We start from the raw sequence: 19,042 nt of genomic DNA, 5'->3' as shown, positions 1-19,042 counted from the left end.
GCGAATGCCGCATGCGGCCGTCGGCCTTGTAGGAGAAATTGAACGTGCAGACAACGGTAGACTCGCGTCAAAGCTCGGTGGAAGCAACGCGGCCGGTCGAATTGTCGCTGGTGGTACCCGTCTTCAACGAGGAAGAGAGCGTTGGCCCCCTTGTCGATCGTATCTGCTCGGCGATGGCAGGTTACTCCGATCGCTGGGAGCTTATTCTAGTCGATGATGGTAGCACGGATGCCACCTTGGCGAACGCACGCAAGCATATCGGCCGCGAGGGTCTTACCCTTAGGATTGTCGAACTGCAGCGCAACTTCGGCCAGACGGCCGCCATGCAGGCAGGCATCGATGCCGCCACGGGCCGATTGATCGCCACGATGGACGGCGACCTGCAGAACGATCCAAAGGATATTCCCTCGATGGTCGCCGAACTTGAGCGCCGGCAGCTCGATCTTCTGGTCGGCTGGCGCAAGAACCGGCAAGACGGCCTCCTTTTGCGCAAGATCCCATCATGGTGCGCCAACTACCTGATCGGACGCATTACCGGCGTGAAGCTGCACGATTACGGCTGCAGCCTTAAGATCTATCGTGCCTCGATCATCAAGCAGGTGAAGCTGATGGGCGAAATGCACCGTTTTATCCCGGCCTGGGTCGCTGGCGTCGTGCCAAGCTCTCGCATCGGCGAAATGGTCGTGAGCCACCACGCCCGTCAGCATGGCCAGTCCAAGTACGGCATCTCGCGCACCTTCCGCGTGATCCTCGACCTGCTTTCAGTGATGTTCTTCATGCGATATAAGGCACGGCCAGGGCACTTCTTCGGCTCACTGGGCCTTGGTCTCGGTGCAATCTCGATCCTCGTGATGATTTACCTGTTCTTCGACAAGTTCATCATGGGGAACGATATCGGCACGCGTCCACTGTTGATGGTCGGCATCGTCTTCATGCTCTCCTCGGTCCAACTGATCACGACTGGCATCCTCGCCGAAATGATCGCGCGCACCTACTACCGCGACGACACGTCACCGAACTACATCATCCGCCAAATCTTTGATGGAAGCGAGAATGCGTAATCTGCTTGCTCGCAAGCCGGACACTGTTGTCCTACTGCTGGCGGCATATTTCGTAATCAGCTTTATCGTTCGCCTGCTCGTGCCAAACGGCCTGCGAATGGACGAATCCCAGCAAGCGTTCTTTTCGCAATGGCTTGTGGTCGGCTACGACACCCAGCCACCGCTCTATAACTGGTTCCAGGCCGTGATCGTATCCGTGTTCGGTCTGTCGATCGCAACGATTGCCGCGGCCAAGAACCTGGTCCTGTTTCTTGTTTTCCTGAGCTACTACAAACTCGCGAAACTGGTGCTCGATGACCGTATGTTTGCGGCCATCGCGACGCTTTCGCTGTTCACCATTCCGCAGGTGTTCTGGCAGGCACAAAGGGATCTGACCCACACGGTCGCCCAGATGCTGATGATCAACCTGCTTCTCTACAGCATCATCAGGACGCTGAAGATGCCTTCGTTGTTCTCATACGTGATGATCGGGATTACGCTCGGCCTTGGTATGTTGACGAAGTACAACTTCACTCTCGTTGTATTTGCAGCATTCATTGCAGTGTTTTTACATCCGGACGGACTGAAGCGGCTGCTCGACCGTCGCTTCCTGTTGTCGCTCGTTATCGCGGTGCTGCTCTTCCTGCCGCATGGTCTTTGGCTGCTCGACAATTTCAGTCTTGCCGCAAACCGCACGCTCGATACGATGGCGCAAGAAGCGCCAACCGGCGCCTTCGCCAAGCTGGTCAAGGGCCCGACTGAATTCATCGGGCAGGTTCTCGTCATCATGGCGCCTCTGGTTGCGGTTTATGCGATCATCTTCGGCAAGTCGTTTCTCCGCAATCTACGACCGACGACCGCCTGGGCTCATTTTTTCGACACCGTATTCCTGGCGATTGGTCTGCAGGTCCTGGTGTTGGTTTTCGCCATCGGCATAACGTCCATGCGTGATCGCTGGGTGTTGCCCTTCCTGTTTCTGATGCCGATCGCGTTTTGCCTGAAAATGCAAGCACGGGGTATTCGAGCAGACGTTTTCGCGCGACGGTTCCTGGTTGTGCCACTTGCGGTGATGGTCATTGTCCCGTCGGTGATTCTGGTCCGCGCGTACATGCCGACGCTTTTCGGCCGACCGGAGGCCTACAACGCGCCTTACGCGGAATTTGTCAGCAAGGTTGTTGCAGAGGAAGGCAAGCGCCCTGGACTGGTGCTGACTGATGGCTGGTTAGCGTCGGGAAATCTGCAATTGCAGTTACCGGGCATTCCGACGATATGCACGTTTTTCGGCAATCTCACGATCGACTACGATTGGACCGCGGAAAAGCCAATCCTGGTCGTTTGGCTTCCCGCTAAAGAGGGCACAACGCTCCCGGCGGCGCTGGTTGATTGGATTCAACAGAACCTCGGACCGTACTACTTGGCAGTGACGACCAAAAACACTGGCATCGGATACATTGGCGGGCGACCTGAAGACCAACGCCTCTTCGGCTACGCCTGGATCTATCCGCGCTAAGCCGCGCCTAGGCTCTCAGTGCCCGCCATGCGCAATCAAGAGCGATCTTTGCGATACGGGCCATCTCGTCTACCTCCTCGTGGGTTATGACCAGCGGCGGTGATGCGAGCATTCGGTCGCCAGTAGCGCGCAGAACAAGCCCGTTTGCGAGCGCGTGGTTTCGTACCAGCGCTCCGACCGCGTCCGGCTTTTCGAAGCGGGTGCGACTTGTCTTGTCAGCAGTTAGTTGGAGCGCCCCCATGAGGCCGACATTTACCGCCTCGCCGACGAGATCGTGCTCGCCAAGCGTTCCCCAGACCTTGGTAAAGTAGGGACCTATATCCTCCCGAACACGTTCGACGAGCCTTTCGTGCTCGATGATGCGGAGGTTTTCGAGCGCTGCGGCGGCGCAGACGGGGTGGCCGGAATAGGTGAACCCGTGATTGAAGTCCCCGACTTCGTTGATCAAAATATCAGCGATGCGGTCGCTGACGAGCACGCCACCGATCGGGAGATAGCCGGAGGAAAGTCCCTTTGCGATCGGTGCAAGGTCCGGTTCGACGCCGTAATATTGGTGGCCGAACCACTCTCCGAGGCGGCCAAAGCCGCAGATCACTTCATCGCAGACGAGGAGGATGTTGCGCGACTTGCAGATGCGGGCGATCTCCGGCCAGTAGGTGTCAGGTGGGATGATCACGCCCGCAGCGCCCTGAATGGGCTCCGCCACGAAGGCAGCGACGTTCTCTTCGCCGAGTTCGTCGAGCTTGGCTTCCAACTCCCGAGCTACCTTGAGGCCGAACTCGGCCGGGGACAGTTCACCGCCCTCGCCGTACCAGTAAGGCTGTCCGATGTGTACGATGCCGGGTATCGGCAAGTCGCCCTGCTCATGCATGTACTTCATGCCGCCGAGACTGGCGCCGGCCACCGTGGAGCCGTGATAGCCATTCTTGCGGGCGATGACGATCTTCTTCGAAGGCTTGCCGACCACGCTCCAGTAGACCCGTGCCATGCGAAACCACGTGTCGTTCGCCTCGGAACCCGAGCCCGTGAAGAAAACGTGGTTGAAGTGCGGTCCAGCGTGGGAGGTGACCTTCTCGCCGAGCAATGCCGTTGGTGTCGTCGTCGTGCCGAAGAAGGTGTTGTAATAGGGCAGTTCGTTCATCTGGCGGGCGACGGCGTCGGTAATCTCCTTCCGCCCGTAGCCGACATTAACGCACCACAGCCCCGCAAAGCCATCTAGGTAGCGCTTGCCGTGACTATCCCAGATGTAGACGCCCTCGCCGCGTTGAATGATGCGAGTACCGTCGGCATTCAGCTTCCGCATGTCCGAGAAAGGATGCAGATGATGGGCCGCATCGATAGCCGCGAGGTTGGAACGGGAGTAAGTATCGGACATGATTTGCAAATCACCTTCGGAGATTGAAAGCCTCTTTCCAATGGGTTACGACCTTGGCCTTCTCCGAGAGGATTTTCAAGATCATGGAAGACGATAAGATTCATGGCACGGCAGCCGGCGGCAACCCGCGCATCGAACTACTGCTCGTCGGTATGAACGGTGATCTGCGCGGGAAGCAGATTCCGCTCGATGCCCAAAAGAAAGTCTGGGCCGGGGAGGTCCGCCTTCCCTCTTCGACGCAGTCGCTCGATGTCTGGGGCCATGACAACGACGACATCACCGGCCTCTCGCTTTCCGTTGGCGATCCGGATGGCAATTGCATTCCGGACAAGCGCAGCCTGGCGCTGATGCCATGGGCGCCCGAAGGTTCGATGCAGATCCTAGCTACGATGCATGAGTTCGACGGTACCCCGAGCTTCATGGACCCCCGCGCTATCCTTGCATCCGTGTTGAAGCGATATGAAGAGCGAGGCCTGACGCCTGTTGTCGCTACCGAACTTGAATTCTATGTCGTCGAGCCGGATTGGCGTGAGACAGGCCGGCCTTCACCGCCGACCAATCTCACCTATCGCGGCGAACCAAACGGCTTCCAGCTCTACGACATGAGCGCCGTCGATGCGCTTGACGACTACCTGCAGACCGTACGCGCCTATTCCAAGGTGCAGGGATTGCCGATTGATGCGACAACGGCGGAGTTCGGTCCGGGGCAGTTCGAAATCAACTTGCTGCACCGGCCAGATGCTCTGGCCGCGGCCGACGACTGCATCTATCTGAAGCGTATTGTGGAACAGGCGGCGCGTAAGCACGGACTGAAATCCACCTGCATGGCAAAGCCCTACTCGGACCATGCCGGCTCTGGACTTCATGTGCATGCCAGCGTCATCGACAAGCATGGGAGGAATATTCTCGATGCAAAAGGCAACGACCCGCGGCGGCTGAAATCCCTCTGTGCCGGGCTGCTGCAGACGATGCGCGATGCGCAACTCGTCTTCGCACCGTTCGCCAATTCCTATCGCCGTTTCCAGCCTGGATCGTTTGCGCCTGTCGACCTGACCTGGGGATACGGTCATCGTGGCACAGCAGTCCGCATCCCGGATCTGAATGGCCCGGCTGCTCGCGTCGAACACCGCGTGGCCGGCGCCGACGCCAACCCCTATTTGCTGCTCGGTGCGATTCTCGGCGGCATGTTGCTCGGCATCGATTACGAACTCGATCCCGGCGAGGAAACGACACCGTCACATACGCCTCGACACACCACGCAACTAACCCACGATTTTCTGACGGCGGTTGACGCATTCCGCGCCTCGCCGTTCATCGCCGACATATTCGGTGAGCGCTACCAGAAGCTTTATGGCGACACGAAACGCAAAGAGGCCATCACCTACCTGCGCACCGTCTCGGACTTCGACTATCGCACCTACCTGCCGCGCCTCTAGCTTGCAGATTCGCGACGCTCGGATTGTTCCACCTGCGCCGCAAGCCCCTGTTTTACGAGCACCTTCAACTCACCGGGGTGCAGCTTCAGAGCCACGTCACGCGCAAGCGGCAGCAATTCGCCGTCCATCACACAGTTTGCCTTGGCACGAAGCTTGGGGAAGTGGAGGTGAACTTCGGCCGGATGCATGATCATCACGTCGGCATTTTCCCTCACCTTGCCTCTCAGCAGATCGATCGCCAAGCGGGCGACGCCGAGCGGCTTCAACGGCTTGGCGGTATAGAAGCCCAGTTCACCGCTGGTGAGGCTGTCGGCATAAAGCAAAGCGTTCTGGCCAAAAGGGTTGTTTGAGACGGAGATTGCAGAAACCCGGCGGCGCTCGCGAACGCCTGCGGCATCAAAATCGACTTCGAACTCGGGCGGATTCAGTATGACCCCGCAGGCGGCACGCAAGCTTGCCCTCATCTTTCCGAACCGCGTTCGATACGTATAAGAATCTCGATAGCGCACCATGCGCGCATGGAGCCCGGCTGAGAACTGATGAATGAACGGTCGAGCGTTGGCACTGGCTATATCGACGTGATCGACTTCGCCAAATGCAAGTGTCTCAAGCGCCTGCGATATATCGAGCGGAACACGCAAGGAACGGGCGAAAAGGTTCATTGTGCCCGCGGGCACCACGCCGAGCGCGACACCGTTCTTCCAGGCGATCGACGCAGCCGCCGATATCGTTCCGTCACCGCCGCCGGCAACGATACCATCGATGTCGTCACGGCGAGCCGCGCGCTCCATGGCGGGCACGATCTCCTTGCCGGAGAAGACGATTGCATCGAAATCGTGACCAGCCTCCCTGAAGATCGCTTCGGCCCGTCTTTCATAGGCTTCCATATCGGTGGCCCTGAAGGTCCCACTGTCTCGATTGAAAAAGCCAATTAGTTTCATCGGGTTCCCGTTGGTCCTTAGCGACAGGCAAAACCTGCCGGCGCTGCTAAGAGATGGTTCCTATGGCGGCGATTTCAAGCCAAGGCGCGCCGCGCGGTTCGTGCGGGAGAGGAGACAGAGCCAGCAAATTTGCAAGGAACCTATGCATATCAGGGGACGCTGCACTGCAGAAAACGCACTCGACCTGCAAGAGTGTATCACCGATACATGAGATAGTGGAGCAGCGTCCCCAATCTCCCTTCCTTTCCGGCCTACCGGTCCCGGCTGCATCACGCCCCGCCCCGTATGTCAGCTATCGAATGCCAAGGAGTGCGTCTTGAGCCAGGTCGCCGTAAACGATTCCATTGAGACGAACTCTGTGGCCGAAGCCCCATCGCCGATCGCCATTGCGCTTGTGCAACTGGCGCTCGCCTGCGGCGGCTTTGGCATTGGCACCGGTGAATTCGCGATCATGGGTCTTTTGCCTAACGTCGCCAATACCTTCGCGGTGACGACGCCTCAGGCGGGCCATGTGATCAGCGCCTATGCGCTTGGTGTCGTTGTGGGCGCCCCGGTCATTGCGGTTCTTGCTGCGAAAATGGAGCGACGCTCATTGCTCCTCCTCGTCATGGGTATCTTTGCGATCGGCAACATCTTAAGCGCGATGGCCCCCACCTTCGACAGCTTCACGGTGATGCGTTTCGTAACAGGCCTGCCGCATGGAGCCTACTTCGGCGTTGCCGCGATCGTTGCCGCATCCATGGTGCCCACGCACAAGCGTGCTCGCGCCATCGGCCGCGTCATGCTCGGGTTGACGGTCGCGACCCTGCTTGGAACGCCACTCGCCACTGTGTTCGGACAGTCTCTCAACTGGCGACTTGCCTTTACGATCGTTGGCATCATCGGATTGCTGACGGTCGCCCTGATCTGGTACTACGTGCCGCGTGACCGCCTCGCCGAGGGTGCAAGCTTCAAGCGGGAGCTCGGCGCCTTCAAGCGCCCGCAGGTTCTCTTGACGCTTGCGACGGCGTCCGTTGGCTTCGGTGGGATGTTTGCCATGTTCAGCTATATCGCGCCGACCACGACCGAGGTCGCGATGCTGCCCGAGAGCATGGTCGCCGTGATGCTTATCATCTTCGGCATCGGCATGAATGTCGGCAATGTCGTCGGCTCCTGGCTTGCCGACAAATCGCTGATGGGAACGATCGGCGGTTGCCTTGTGTTCAACATCGTCGTGCTGACGCTGTTTTCCTTGACCGCGGCCAATCCGTTCATGCTGGCGCTCTGCGTCTTCTGCATCGGTTGCGGCTTTGCTGCTGGTCCCGCTATCCAGACCCGACTGATGGATGTCGCAGCGGATGCGCAGACACTTGCCGCGGCATCTCACCACTCGGCATTCAACATCGCAAACGCGCTCGGCGCCTGGCTCGGCGGCCTGGTGATCGCAAAGGGCTATGGTTTCGCCGCCACCGGCTATGTCGGCGCGATCCTGTCGTTTATCGGCATCTTTGTGTTTGCGGCGTCTCTAAGCCTCGATCGCCGCGGCCGCTGACGCGGCCGCAATATCCCGCAGATATCGGACGTCGGACAGGCAGAGGACATTCTCCTCCCCCCAGGACGCCAGCACCTGATGACGGGACGCAGCGTCGCGCCAAGGGTGCGGCATTCTGGCACCAAGCGCCTCAAACGCTTGACTTTTTTGCCAATTGATACCAGGTAAAGCCTTACGCGGATCACCTCCGTTTTCCGCGGATATCAACGGAGCCATCATCACGATGCCAAGCGACAGTAGCAGTCGATTGCCTTTGCCGTACGCGGCCCTCGTGCGCTGACCTGACTCCTGTCGGGCTCGCCCGTCGGTCGCTACGGCGGATCGACGGAAAGGCGAGCCTATGAACATCAATCGCTTCCCACTGCGGGCAGGCCATGCCGCGCGTTTCTTCAGCAGCGACCACCTCGGCACGATCACCACGGCAGAGCGTGTCGAGCAACTGAACGCACTTGAAATTTCCGAAGCCGCAGCGGTCCTGGTTACGCTGCCGCAGCAGAAGGCTGTGCGCATTCTCGGGCGTCCCGAGTTGCATCACGCAGCCGCGATCCTGGCAGAGATGCCGGTCGCGCATGCCGCGCGCCTGCTGAACGCCGTGGCAAACGACCGCGTCGCCGACCTCTTTCAGGAAATGAGCGAAGAGGTCCGCGCCCACCTGTTCTCCCGCTTGGATCGCGCGACCTGTCTCGCCGTCCAGCACCTGATGGGCTATCCGCCCCGCACCGCCGGCAGCATCATGACGACGGAATTCGTCAGCGTGCCCGACACCTGGACAGTCGAACAGACGCTGGAGCATGTGCGCAAGGTCGAGCGTTCGCGCGAGACGGTCTATGCCATCTACGTCCTTGATGCCGTCAGCCGTGTGCTCACGAGCGTCGTCACGTTGCGCCGTCTCATCACCGGCGATCCCGGTGAATCCGTTCTGAGCGTTGCACAGAAGGAAGGGGTTGTGCGTGCCGATCCGCTGATGACGCAGGAAGATGTCGCCCGGCTGATCCGCAAGCATAATCTGCTCGCCCTGCCCGTCGTGAGCGAGGATGGCCACATGCTTGGCATCGTCACGGTCGATGACGTCATTGACACGATGATCGCAGACCAGACGGAAGACGCTCAGAAGTTCGGCGGCATGGAAGCGCTCGGTAAGCCATACATGAAGATCGGCTTTGCCGGCATGATCCGCAAGCGTGCGGGCTGGCTCTGCGCCCTTTTCCTAGGCGAAATGCTGACGGCAAGCGCCATGCAGCATTTCGAAGGTGAGTTGGAGAGGGCGATCGTGCTGACATTGTTCGTGCCGCTGATCATGAGCTCCGGCGGCAACAGCGGTTCGCAGGCGACGTCGCTGATTATCCGCGCGTTGGCGCTCGGAGAGTTGAAGCTTTCCGATTGGTGGCGCGTCCTGCTGCGCGAACTGCCGACAGGTATCGTGCTTGGTACGATCCTCGGATTAGTCGGCTTCGCCCGCATCGTGCTCTGGCAGAACATCGGACTCTTTGACTATGGCGAGCACTGGGTTCTGGTCGGTGTGACGATCTTTGCCGCCCTGATCGGCATCGTCACCTTTGGGTCTCTGGCGGGCTCCATGCTGCCCTTCATCCTGCAAAGGCTGCGGCTCGATCCGGCAAGCGCCTCCGCCCCGTTCGTCGCGACGCTTGTTGATGTCAGCGGGCTGGTAATCTACTTCTCGGTGGCTCTGCTGATCCTCAGCGGCACGCTCCTTTAACCCGGAAGACGGGGCCGATCGGCCCCGTTTTCATTTCGGCTCGGGCAGCTTCAACGCTCCATGGGTTTTCATGCTGCGAATGGCGAAGTTCGAGCGGATATCGCTGACATTCGGCAAGGTCAGCAGCGTGTCTGTCAGCAGCCGCTCATAGGCCGTGAGGTCCTCGACCACCACCTCTGCCAGGAAATCCGCCGTTCCTGAGATCAGGAAACACGAAACCACTTCGGGAATGGCAAGCAATGCGGCCTCCTGTGCCTGCGCGTTCTCGCGGCTGTGATGGGCGACCTTGAGTTCGACGAATACCGTAAGGCCGAGACCAACTTCCCTGCGATCGATGTCGGCGCGGTAGCCGCGGATGACACCAGTCTTTTCAAGATTGCGGATTCGCCGCAGGCAGGGCGACGGCGACAGATTGACCTTCTCGGCAATCTCAACGTTCGTTGCCCGGGCATCCTCCTGCAGGCATTTCAGGATCGCCAGATCAAATTTATCAAGATTTGGCATGATCGATAAAATTCCCTCGGCTTTTTGGCAGATAGTTGCCCATACTAGCCATTTGGCGGCATAAATAGCAAGGACATGCCTCGCTACTTCCGCCTAATCTTGTCTCAGCCGGACAGCCGGACGATCATGAGAGGAGAGATAGATGAGCGCCGTAACCTTCACCAACAACGAAAAATCCACTTCGACGACAGTCGGATATGCCGGCGCTGTCGTCACGGTCCTGATCTGGGCTGCATGGATCCTTGCGACCCGCCACAGCGCAACAACGCAACTCGGGACGATCGATATCGGCCTGATCCGCTATGGTATTCCGGCGCTGGCGTTGGCGCCTGTCTGGCTAAAGACGGGACTGCTGCCGAAGGGTGTGCCGATCGCTCTGCTCGTCACAATGGTTGCAGGCGCGGGCGCCGTCTTTTTCCAGCTGACCACGTCGGCCATTCACTCCACCCCCGCATCTGCGGCCGGCATTCTGCTCGGCGGTTCCATGTCGCTAGCAACTGCGCTGATCGGTGTTATCGGCTTCCAGGAACGGCCTGATGTCATGCGCGTGTTCGGCCTGGCCGCAATCGTCGCTGGGGTCGCCATCCTTTTGGTTCGCAGCCTTGCCGGCGCTTCCCTACCGGGAAGCAGCTTCGTGCTGCTGCCGATGGCTGCAGTTCTCTGGGCAAGCTACACACATGCCTTCCGCCGCTCCGGCCTGACTGCCGTGCAGGCCAGCGCGCTCATCGCGGTCTGGTCCTTCCTGATCCATATCGTTCTGGCCATCGTCTTCGGCACGTCGATCGCCAGTGCGCCACTTGGCGAAATTGGGCTGCAGGTTTTGAGCCAAGGTCTTCTTTCCGGCCTTGCCGCGACAGTCGCCTACGGTCTAGCCGTTCATGCACTGGGTGGCACACAGGCAGCGGCCTTCACGGCGATCACGCCGGTCCTGGCAACGATCGGCGGCGGCATGCTGCTGGGCGAAGAGATCGGCATCGCAGAGATCGCCGCTGCCATTATCACGGGACTCGGCGTGGCGCTCTCGACCGGTATTGCATCGCGCCGATAGCAACAACCTCGCAGGTTGAGCCGGCGGGAATTCCGCCGGCTCATTCTATTTGTCAGGTCGGGCGTCGCTACACTCTCAAAGGGTAAGAACCATCGCGACGCGCCCTTCCGCGTCCATCCCAACCGCGACTTCGTAATTCAGCTTTTTGCGCAGGAACCGAGGTAAGACCTCGGCGCTCGGCAGCACAAAGCCGAGGGAAGAATAGAAGGGCGCATTGAATGGAAGGTGGCGATCAGTGGTAAGCGTCAGAGAGGATAATTGGCGCGTCCGGGCCATCTCGATTGCAGCCGACATCAGATGCCGCCCAACACCTCTGCGCTGCCAATTGCGGCAGACGTCCAGTTCGATCACATAGAGCATGCCCTCGATCTCCTCCGCCGCGAGAAAGCCGACCGGACGATCGCTGACATCAGCGGCAACAAGCAGCAGCCCCGCGTCGAGCGATCCCTGCAACACAGTGTGCGGTAGCGCGTGCGCTTGCCTGGCAACACCGAGCGCCTCGGCCAGCGTCACGAAGGCGTCGATTTCGATCTCAGTCAGGCGCGGCAGTTCATCGGGGCGCGCCCGCCGTATGGTGCAGGCGTTGCTGATGCATGCCTCTTACATATTCGGATAGACCGGTCCCTCGCCGCCCTGCGGCGGCACCCAATTGATGTTCTGGTTTGGGTCCTTGATGTCGCAGGTTTTGCAGTGCACGCAGTTCTGGGCGTTGATGACGAAGACATCCTCTCCGTCCTTCTCAACCCATTCATAAACGCCGGCCGGACAGTAACGGGTCGACGGACCAGCATAGATGTCATGTTCGGAGCGTTTCTGCAGGCCCATATCCTTGACCTGCAGATGCACCGGCTGATCTTCCTCATGATTGGTGTTCGACAGGAACACCGAGGACAGACGGTCGAAGGTAAGAACACCGTCCGGCTTCGGATAGGCGATCGGCTTATGCTTGGAGGCCGGCTCCAGCGAGGCCGCATCGGTCTTGCCGTGCTTCAGCGTGCCGAAGAGCGAAAGGCCGAAGAGCTCATTGGTCCACATGTCGAGGCCGCCAAGCGCGACGCCGATCGCCGTGCCGAACTTCGACCACAGCGGCTTGACGTTGCGCACCTTCTTCAGGTCCTTGCCGATGTCGCTTGAACGCCAGTCATTCTCGATCTCGATCACTTCATCGTTGGCGCGGCCAGCGGCGATCGCAGCCGCGATCCGGTCTGCCGCCATCATGCCCGACAGCACCGCGTTGTGGCTGCCCTTGATGCGCGGCACGTTGACGAAGCCGGCCGAGCAGCCGATCAGCGCCCCGCCGGGGAAGGAAAGCTTCGGCACGGACTGATAGCCGCCCTCGGTGATGGCGCGGGCACCATAGGAGAGGCGCTTAGCCCCCGAAAAGGTGGTGCGGATCGCCGGATGGGTCTTGAAGCGCTGGAATTCCTCGAAGGGGTAAAGATAGGGGTTCTTGTAGTTCAGGTGGACGACGAAGCCGACGGCTACGAGATTGTCTTCGAGATGATAGAGGAAGGAGCCGCCGCCGGTCTTCATGCCGAGGGGCCAGCCGAAGGAGTGCTGCACCAGACCCTGTTTGTGGTGCTCCGGCTTCACCTGCCAGAGTTCCTTGATGCCGATGCCGAACTTCTGCGGCTCACGATTCTTCGACAGATCGAACTTGGCGATCAGCTGCTTGGCGAGCGAACCGCGCACGCCTTCGCCGATCAAAACGTATTTGCCGAGAAGCGCCATGCCGCGGGTGTAGTTCGGGCCGGGCTCGCCGTTCTTCTCGATGCCCATGTCGCCGGTGGCCACCCCGACGACGGCACCTTCGTCGTTGTAGAGCACTTCGGTGGCGGCAAAGCCGGGATAGATCTCGACGCCAAGTTCTTCTGCCTTGGTGGCGAGCCAACGACAGACGAGCCCGAGCGACACGATGTAGTTGCCATGGTTGCTCATTAGCGGCGGCATCATGAAGTTCGGCAGGCGCACCGAGCCGGCCGGGCCGAGCACCAGGAAGTGGTCGTCCGTCACTTCAGTCTTGAACGGATGGCCCTCCTCCTCGCGCCAGCCGGGCAGCAGTCGGTCGATACCGACAGGATCGACAACCGCACCCGACAGGATATGCGCGCCGACTTCCGCCCCCTTCTCGAGAACAACGACCGACAGTTCCGGATTGACCTGCTTCAGACGGATTGCAGCTGACAATCCCGCAGGACCGCCACCGACGATCACAACATCGAATTCCATGCTCTCGCGTTCGGGCAGTTCAGTCGTATCGGCCATGCATCAAACTCCGCTCGGCCGACATTGCAGCCATATTCCCCGTGATCGGGTTATCTCTTGTCAAAACACAGGACTATTGTCGAGCCGGGAAACGACAGCGAGTCCCCCAATTCGCGAAACAGCATTTCTGGGGGCGGAATATTTATATTCAGTTTACGTAAACGTCAAACAGAAGAAATTGCAACCGGCGCTTTCGTCTCGTTTCGACGCGCCGTATAGAGAGACGAACGACTGGAGGATTTCGGCATGGATCTGGGCATCAAAGGCAAGCGCGCACTTGTTTTGGCGTCGTCGCGTGGACTGGGTCATGGGATCGCGCTGGCATTGGCGCGTGAGGGCACAAATGTTCTCCTTTGCGGGCGCAGTGGCGAGGCATTGGAAGCAAATTGCCGCGCTATCAATGCCGAAGGAAATGGCAAGGCCGATTGGATCTGGGCCGATCTTTCCGATGAGAATTTCGTGGAAACAGTGACCGCCGCTGTACACGAGAAGCTCGGCGGCGTTGACATTCTGGTCAACAATACCGGAGGCCCAACCCCGGGGACGACGCAGGATATGACACCCGAGAAGTTGGAGACCTACTTTTTCTCGATGGTTCTTCGCGTTATCGCGCTCACCAATGCAGTGTTGCCATCCATGAAGGCACAAGGGTGGGGACGCATTCTCACCGTCGCATCATCAGGTGTCATCGAACCGATTGCAAACCTCGCTCTTTCGAATACGCTGCGTCCCGCCCTCGCCGGTTGGAGCAAAACGCTGGCAACGGAGATTGGTCGATTCGGCATCACCTCGAACCTCCTGCTTCCCGGCAGCATTCTGACGGGCCGACTTGACGATCTCGATGGTGCCGCCGCCAAGCGCACTGGTAAAAGCCTCGATGAAATCCGCTCCGCAAAACAAGCAGCGATTCCCATGGGCCGCTATGGCACGATCGAAGAGTTCGCAGCGACCGCGGCCTTCCTCTGCAGCCAGCCGGCGAGCTACATCACCGGCAGTCTCGTGCGCTGCGACGGCGGAGCGGCGCGATCCGTCTGATCGAAAAGGAGAAATTACGAAAGTCTAGATTACGGCACATGGCCGATGTTCAACAAATGTCATTTCAGTACACTCTTTCATTACAAAAATTTAAGCTATTATAACCACTTAGTGATAGTGGGTGCGGCAATTGTGTCTTTTTTGCGCCGTAATAGACGTGGTTCAATAGAACCTAGATTTCCGCGCAACTTGCCACAAACCGGTTCTGCATATGAAAAAGCTATTTGTCACAGTTTGCATCCTCGCTGCTGCCAGCGTCGGCGCATGGCAATATAGGGAAAATATCCCTTATCTTTCGCAATTTTTGCCAATGGGACAGCAGTCAGATAGAGGCAATGGCGGCAGCCAAGCTGCCGGTGATGCGTACCAGAAACCCGGCGATCAAAAGGGCGGCAGCAAGGGCCGGAACCGCAATGGCGGGCCAACGCTGGTAAAGACCGTCGCGGCGGTCAAGACAACCCTCCCCCGAGACGTCACGGCATCCGGCTGGGCTGAGGCAGAAGACACCACGACGATCGCCGCCCAGGAACAGGGCATTGTTACGAAAATCCTGGCGTCCGACGGCGCTACCGTCAAACAGGGCGACCTCATCGCCGAGCTGGATGCCCGCACAGCACAAGCAACGGTCGACAAGGACAGCGCCATGGTCGTGCGTGATCAGGCAACCCTGGCCGAGGCCGAAACTGCACTGGCCCGTGCGAACGACCTACTAAATTCGAAGGCCGGGACGCAACAAAGCTACGACCAGGCGAAGGCGGCGCGCGATACCGCGGCGGCCATGGTAGAGGCGGACAAGGCGGCGCTCGCCGCCGATCAGGTCCTGCTCGAGCATACCGATATCCGCGCACCCTTTGACGGGCGCCTCGGCGATATCTCCGTAAGCCCCGGCGCCTTCGTGAACGCTGGCTCGGCGATCGTAACGATCGCAAAATACGATCCGATTTATGTGAAGTTCCATCTGCAGGAGCGTGACCTCCGGCAGTTGAAGCTTGCCCTTGGCGCAGGACCAGTCGACGTCAGCACCGTTCCCCAATCCGACAAAGGCAAACCGCGCCAGGGCCGCATCAGTTTTTATGACAACGCGGTCGATCCGGCATCCGGCACCATTCTGGCGAAGGCTAAATTTGAGAACGCCTCGGGCGCCCTCTGGCCCGGGCAATCCGTCAATATTGTCGTCCACTTCAACAATAACGAGCAGCAGGTCGTCGTTCCCACCGTTGCAGTCAGCCCAGGTGCGGATGGGTTCTTCGCCATTGTGGTGCGTGACGGGAAGGCTCACGTCACACCCGTCACCGTGGCACGCGCGAACGGCGGCTTTAGCGCGATCGCGAGTGGCCTAGCCGAGGGCGACCACGTTATTGTCGAAGGGCAGGCGCAGCTGGTCGATCAACAGGAGGTCAAGGAGCAGTTCGACAACCAGGCATTGAACGTTGCCTCCATCGATCAGGCCGCGAGCAAAAACGCAAACGTAAAGGCGGGCACGGAAGAATGATACCTAATTTCTGCATCCGACGTCCTGTCGCGACCACGCTGCTTGCCATCGGCGTCGTGCTTGCAGGCCTTGCTGGCTATCAGCTGGTACCGGTGGCAGCCCTGCCGCAAGTCGATTTCCCGACTATCAACGTCTCGGCCGCTCTTACTGGCGCCTCACCGCAGACAATGGCGACCTCGGTGGCGACGCCACTGATCAAACAGTTCCAGACAATTCCTGGAATCAGCGAAATCAGCGCCACGAACTCGCTCGGCAATACTAGCATCGTCCTGCAGTTTGACCTCAATCGCAACATCGACGCGGCGGCGGCCGACGTTCAGGCGGCGATTTCGCATGCGACCCGCCAGTTGCCCGACAACATGACAACGCCGCCAAGCTACCGCAAGACGAACCCTGCCGACGCGCCGGTCATGCTGCTTGCCGTGCAGAGCGATACCATGCCTCGCAGCAAGCTCGATGAGATTGCCGAGGACATCATCTCGCCGTCCCTTTCGACGCTTCCCGGTGTCGCCGAGGTTTCGGTCTTCGGCGCGCAGACCTACGCGGTTCGGGTAGAGGTCGATCCAAACAAGCTTCTAAACCGCGGGATCGGCATCGATACTGTCAATAAGGCGCTGGTCGCGGCCAACAGCCAAGTTCCCGTCGGCTCACTGCAAAACGCCACGCAGAGCATGACGATCAATGCGAACACCCAGCGGACCAATGCCGGCGAGTTCCGTACGCTTGTCATAGCCAATCCGAACGGCGCGCCAATCCATCTCGGCGACGTGGCCGACGTGCAGGACAGTGTTCAGAACCAGAATACCGGCAGTTGGTACGATGGCAACCGCAGCATCATTCTCGCCATTCAACGCCAGCCCGATGCGAATACGGTCGAGGTTGTTGACGCAATCAGGGCAAAGCTGCCTGGCCTCCACGCCGAGATTCCGGCCTCGGTTTCGACGAAAGTCATGAACGACTCCGCACAGCCGATCAAGGACGCAATCAGCGACGTGAAGTTCACCTTATTGCTGACAATCGGCCTCGTCGTCCTCGTCATCTACTTCTTTACCGGCCATTTGACGGCGACGATCATTCCCGGGCTAGCGGTGCCGCTGTCGCTGATTTCCACCTTCGGCATGATGTACGTGCTCGGATACAGCATCGACAACATTTCGCTGCTCGGATTGACGCTTGCGGTCGGCCTCGTCGTCGATGATGCGATCGTCATGCTGGAAAATATTCTCCGACACGTCGAGGAAGGCATGCCGGTTCTCGACGCGGCGATCAAAGGTGCCGGGGAAGTGAGCTACACGATCATTTCGATGTCGGTGTCGCTGATCGCCGTTTTCATCCCGATCCTGTTGATGGGCGGCGTCGTCGGCCGCATCTTCAACGAATTCGGCATGGTCGTCGCTATCGCGATCGTGGCCTCCGCGATCGTGTCACTCACGGTGACACCGATGCTTGCATCGCGGCTCGGCAGCGCCCACGACCGGCCACCTTTCTTCATCCGCTGGTTCGACGCAGGTTTCGAACGGACCCTCAGAGGGTACGAGAGATCGGTTGGCTGGTGCCTTAAGCATCGTCCTACGGTCCTCTCTCTGTTCGTGGCATCGGTAGGCTTAACTGCTTACCTTTTCATGACGATGCCCTCGAGCTTTTTCCCCACCGAGGATATCGGCCGTCTAAACATCTCGACGCGCGCGCGCCAGGACATCTCCTACGCGGCAATGCAGGCGCTGCAGAACCAGGCGGCAGAACTGGTAAAGCGAAATCCCGCCGTCAACCACGTCATGTCGATCGTCGGCGGCAATGCGCGCAGCCCGCTCAACAATGGCACGATGTATGTCGAACTCAAGGACAAGGAACAGCGACCGCCGCTAGATCAGACGTTGCGGGAGTTGCGAGCGAGCATCAGCAAGATTCCGGGCCTTCAGGCATACATAACGCCGCAGCAAAGCCTTCGCTTCGGCGGCCGCCAGACCGCGAGCCAATACCAGCTGGTTGTCCAGGCACTGAGTGCTGATCAGACAAACATTTGGGCCAACAAGATCCAGCAGGCAATGCGTGCCGATCCGCGATTCACCGACGTGGCTTCAGACGCGCAGAACAACGCCTTGCAGGCCGATATCGTGGTCGATACGGAGAAAGCCGCGGCCTTCGGCATCACCGACGGGCAATTGCGTACGACGCTGCAGGAAGCCTTTGGTGGCTATACCGCTGCACAGATACAGTCGACCGGCGACAGTTACGACGTGATCGTGGAATACGACACCAGCAAGCCATGGGACGATCAAAAGCTCCAGGAAATCCGCGTTGCGTCCGACAGCGGCGCCCTGGTTCCTCTATCAAACTTTGCTACCGTCCAGCGGACGACAGGGCCTGTGACGATCAACCAGACCGGTCAGCTTGTCTCGACGACAATCTCCTTCAACCTGCCCTCAGGTGAAGCGCTCGGCGACGCCACTGCCGCGATCGACCAGATCAAGAAGGATATCAATATGCCTGCCGACGTCTTCACGTCCTATGGCGGCACGGCGCAGATATTCCAGCAGTCCCAGGGCAACACCCCACTTCTGATCCTGGCCGCCGTGTTGACGATCTATGTCGTGCTGGGTGTCCTGTACGAAAGTTTCATCCACCCCTTGACGATCCTTTCCGGCCTGCCCGCCGCAGCGCTCGGTGCCTTGTTCGCACTGAAGGTGATGGGCTTCGATTTTTCGATCATCGCGCTCATCGGTCTGCTAATGCTGATCGGCATCGTCAAGAAGAATGCAATCATGATGATCGACGTCGCATTGGAAAATCTTCGCGCCGGCAACGGCATGTCGCCGTCGGAAGCAATCCACGAAGCCTGTGTTCGGCGCTTCCGCCCGATCATGATGACGACCTTCTGTGCCCTCCTCGGCGCGCTTCCCATCGCTCTCGGGACTGGAGCAAGTTCGGAACTTCGTCAGCCGCTGGGCATCGCCGTCGTCGGCGGTCTTCTCGTGTCACAAGCACTGACGCTGTTCATCACCCCGGTAATTTTCGTTGAGATGGGCAGGCTTAGCGATTGGCTTCTCAGCTTCGGACGCAAGAAGAAGACCGAACGCGATGAGGAGATACGACAAGCAATGGCAGCCGAATAGAGAACAGCGGCGCGCCGCTGGCGCCCGCTTCATTT

The 19,042-nt window shown here is 59.3% G+C and carries 14 protein-coding genes; 9 read left to right on the top strand and 5 right to left on the bottom strand.

The features are described from left to right. Nucleotides 1-44 precede the first annotated feature (44 nt). The gene (locus tag BN77_RS09770; RefSeq protein ID WP_007531101.1) at nucleotides 45-1,061 is read left to right on the top strand and encodes a glycosyltransferase family 2 protein; all 1,017 of its coding nucleotides are present in this window, start codon (nucleotides 45-47) and stop codon (nucleotides 1,059-1,061) included. Then, on the top strand, nucleotides 1,054-2,550 hold the full coding sequence (locus BN77_RS09765; RefSeq protein WP_040677009.1) for a glycosyltransferase family 39 protein: 1,497 nt from the start codon (nucleotides 1,054-1,056) through the stop codon (nucleotides 2,548-2,550). Before BN77_RS09770 ends, BN77_RS09765 begins: the two co-directional genes overlap by 8 nt. A 7-nt stretch (nucleotides 2,551-2,557) precedes the next feature. On the opposite strand, the gene BN77_RS09760 is transcribed toward BN77_RS09765, so the two are convergent. After that, on the bottom strand, nucleotides 2,558-3,925 hold the full coding sequence (locus BN77_RS09760; RefSeq protein WP_007531097.1) for an aspartate aminotransferase family protein: 1,368 nt from the start codon (nucleotides 3,923-3,925) through the stop codon (nucleotides 2,558-2,560). Between the two features lie 53 nt (nucleotides 3,926-3,978). On the opposite strand from BN77_RS09760, the gene BN77_RS09755 reads away from it, so the two are divergent. Next, complete coding sequence (locus tag BN77_RS09755; RefSeq protein ID WP_007531095.1) at nucleotides 3,979-5,361, top strand: glutamine synthetase family protein; 1,383 nt, start codon at nucleotides 3,979-3,981, stop codon at nucleotides 5,359-5,361. On the opposite strand, the gene BN77_RS09750 is transcribed toward BN77_RS09755, so the two are convergent. Beyond that, a complete protein-coding gene (locus tag BN77_RS09750; RefSeq protein ID WP_007531093.1) occupies nucleotides 5,358-6,302 on the bottom strand; it encodes a diacylglycerol/lipid kinase family protein in 945 nt (314 codons plus the stop codon). The genes BN77_RS09755 and BN77_RS09750 overlap by 4 nt on opposite strands. 316 nt (nucleotides 6,303-6,618) lie before the next feature. Here BN77_RS09750 and BN77_RS09745 point away from each other — a divergent pair, with 316 nt between their 5' ends. After that, on the top strand, nucleotides 6,619-7,833 hold the full coding sequence (locus tag BN77_RS09745; RefSeq protein WP_007531089.1) for an MFS transporter: 1,215 nt from the start codon (nucleotides 6,619-6,621) through the stop codon (nucleotides 7,831-7,833). A 340-nt stretch (nucleotides 7,834-8,173) separates the two neighbouring features. Then, nucleotides 8,174-9,550: a magnesium transporter gene (gene mgtE, locus BN77_RS09735; protein WP_007531087.1), complete on the top strand. Its 1,377-nt coding sequence runs from the start codon at nucleotides 8,174-8,176 to the stop codon at nucleotides 9,548-9,550. A gap of 30 nt (nucleotides 9,551-9,580) precedes the next feature. Here mgtE and BN77_RS09730 read toward each other — a convergent pair whose 3' ends face one another. After that, nucleotides 9,581-10,054 carry an Lrp/AsnC family transcriptional regulator gene (locus BN77_RS09730; protein ID WP_007531085.1) on the bottom strand — a complete coding sequence of 158 codons (474 nt, stop codon included), beginning with the start codon at nucleotides 10,052-10,054 and terminating at the stop codon, nucleotides 9,581-9,583. A gap of 142 nt (nucleotides 10,055-10,196) precedes the next feature. Between BN77_RS09730 and BN77_RS09725 the strand changes: the two genes are divergently transcribed. Continuing rightward, on the top strand, nucleotides 10,197-11,102 hold the full coding sequence (locus BN77_RS09725; RefSeq protein ID WP_007531084.1) for a DMT family transporter: 906 nt from the start codon (nucleotides 10,197-10,199) through the stop codon (nucleotides 11,100-11,102). Between the two features lie 75 nt (nucleotides 11,103-11,177). Here BN77_RS09725 and BN77_RS09720 read toward each other — a convergent pair whose 3' ends face one another. Both BN77_RS09720 and BN77_RS09715 read right to left on the bottom strand, forming a co-directional pair. After that, complete coding sequence (locus BN77_RS09720) at nucleotides 11,178-11,615, bottom strand: GNAT family N-acetyltransferase (protein WP_007531082.1); 438 nt, start codon at nucleotides 11,613-11,615, stop codon at nucleotides 11,178-11,180. An 87-nt stretch (nucleotides 11,616-11,702) separates the two neighbouring features. After that, complete coding sequence (locus tag BN77_RS09715; RefSeq protein WP_007531079.1) at nucleotides 11,703-13,367, bottom strand: electron transfer flavoprotein-ubiquinone oxidoreductase; 1,665 nt, start codon at nucleotides 13,365-13,367, stop codon at nucleotides 11,703-11,705. A 246-nt stretch (nucleotides 13,368-13,613) separates the two neighbouring features. Between BN77_RS09715 and BN77_RS09710 the strand changes: the two genes are divergently transcribed. From BN77_RS09710 to BN77_RS09700, 3 genes are all read left to right on the top strand, one after another. After that, entirely contained in the window at nucleotides 13,614-14,402 is a 789-nt protein-coding gene (locus BN77_RS09710) for an SDR family oxidoreductase (RefSeq protein WP_007531077.1), read from the top strand. Nucleotides 14,403-14,613: 211 nt separating this feature from the next. Then, a complete protein-coding gene (locus BN77_RS09705) occupies nucleotides 14,614-15,894 on the top strand; it encodes an efflux RND transporter periplasmic adaptor subunit (RefSeq protein WP_040677006.1) in 1,281 nt (426 codons plus the stop codon). Continuing rightward, a complete protein-coding gene (locus BN77_RS09700; RefSeq protein WP_007531074.1) occupies nucleotides 15,891-19,007 on the top strand; it encodes an efflux RND transporter permease subunit in 3,117 nt (1,038 codons plus the stop codon). Before BN77_RS09705 ends, BN77_RS09700 begins: the two co-directional genes overlap by 4 nt. The last annotated feature ends 35 nt before the right edge of the window (nucleotides 19,008-19,042 follow it).

The organism is Rhizobium mesoamericanum STM3625 (genome assembly GCF_000312665.1).
GTDB lineage: Bacteria > Pseudomonadota > Alphaproteobacteria > Rhizobiales > Rhizobiaceae > Rhizobium > Rhizobium mesoamericanum.
This window is presented reverse-complemented; position numbering and strand designations above follow the sequence as displayed.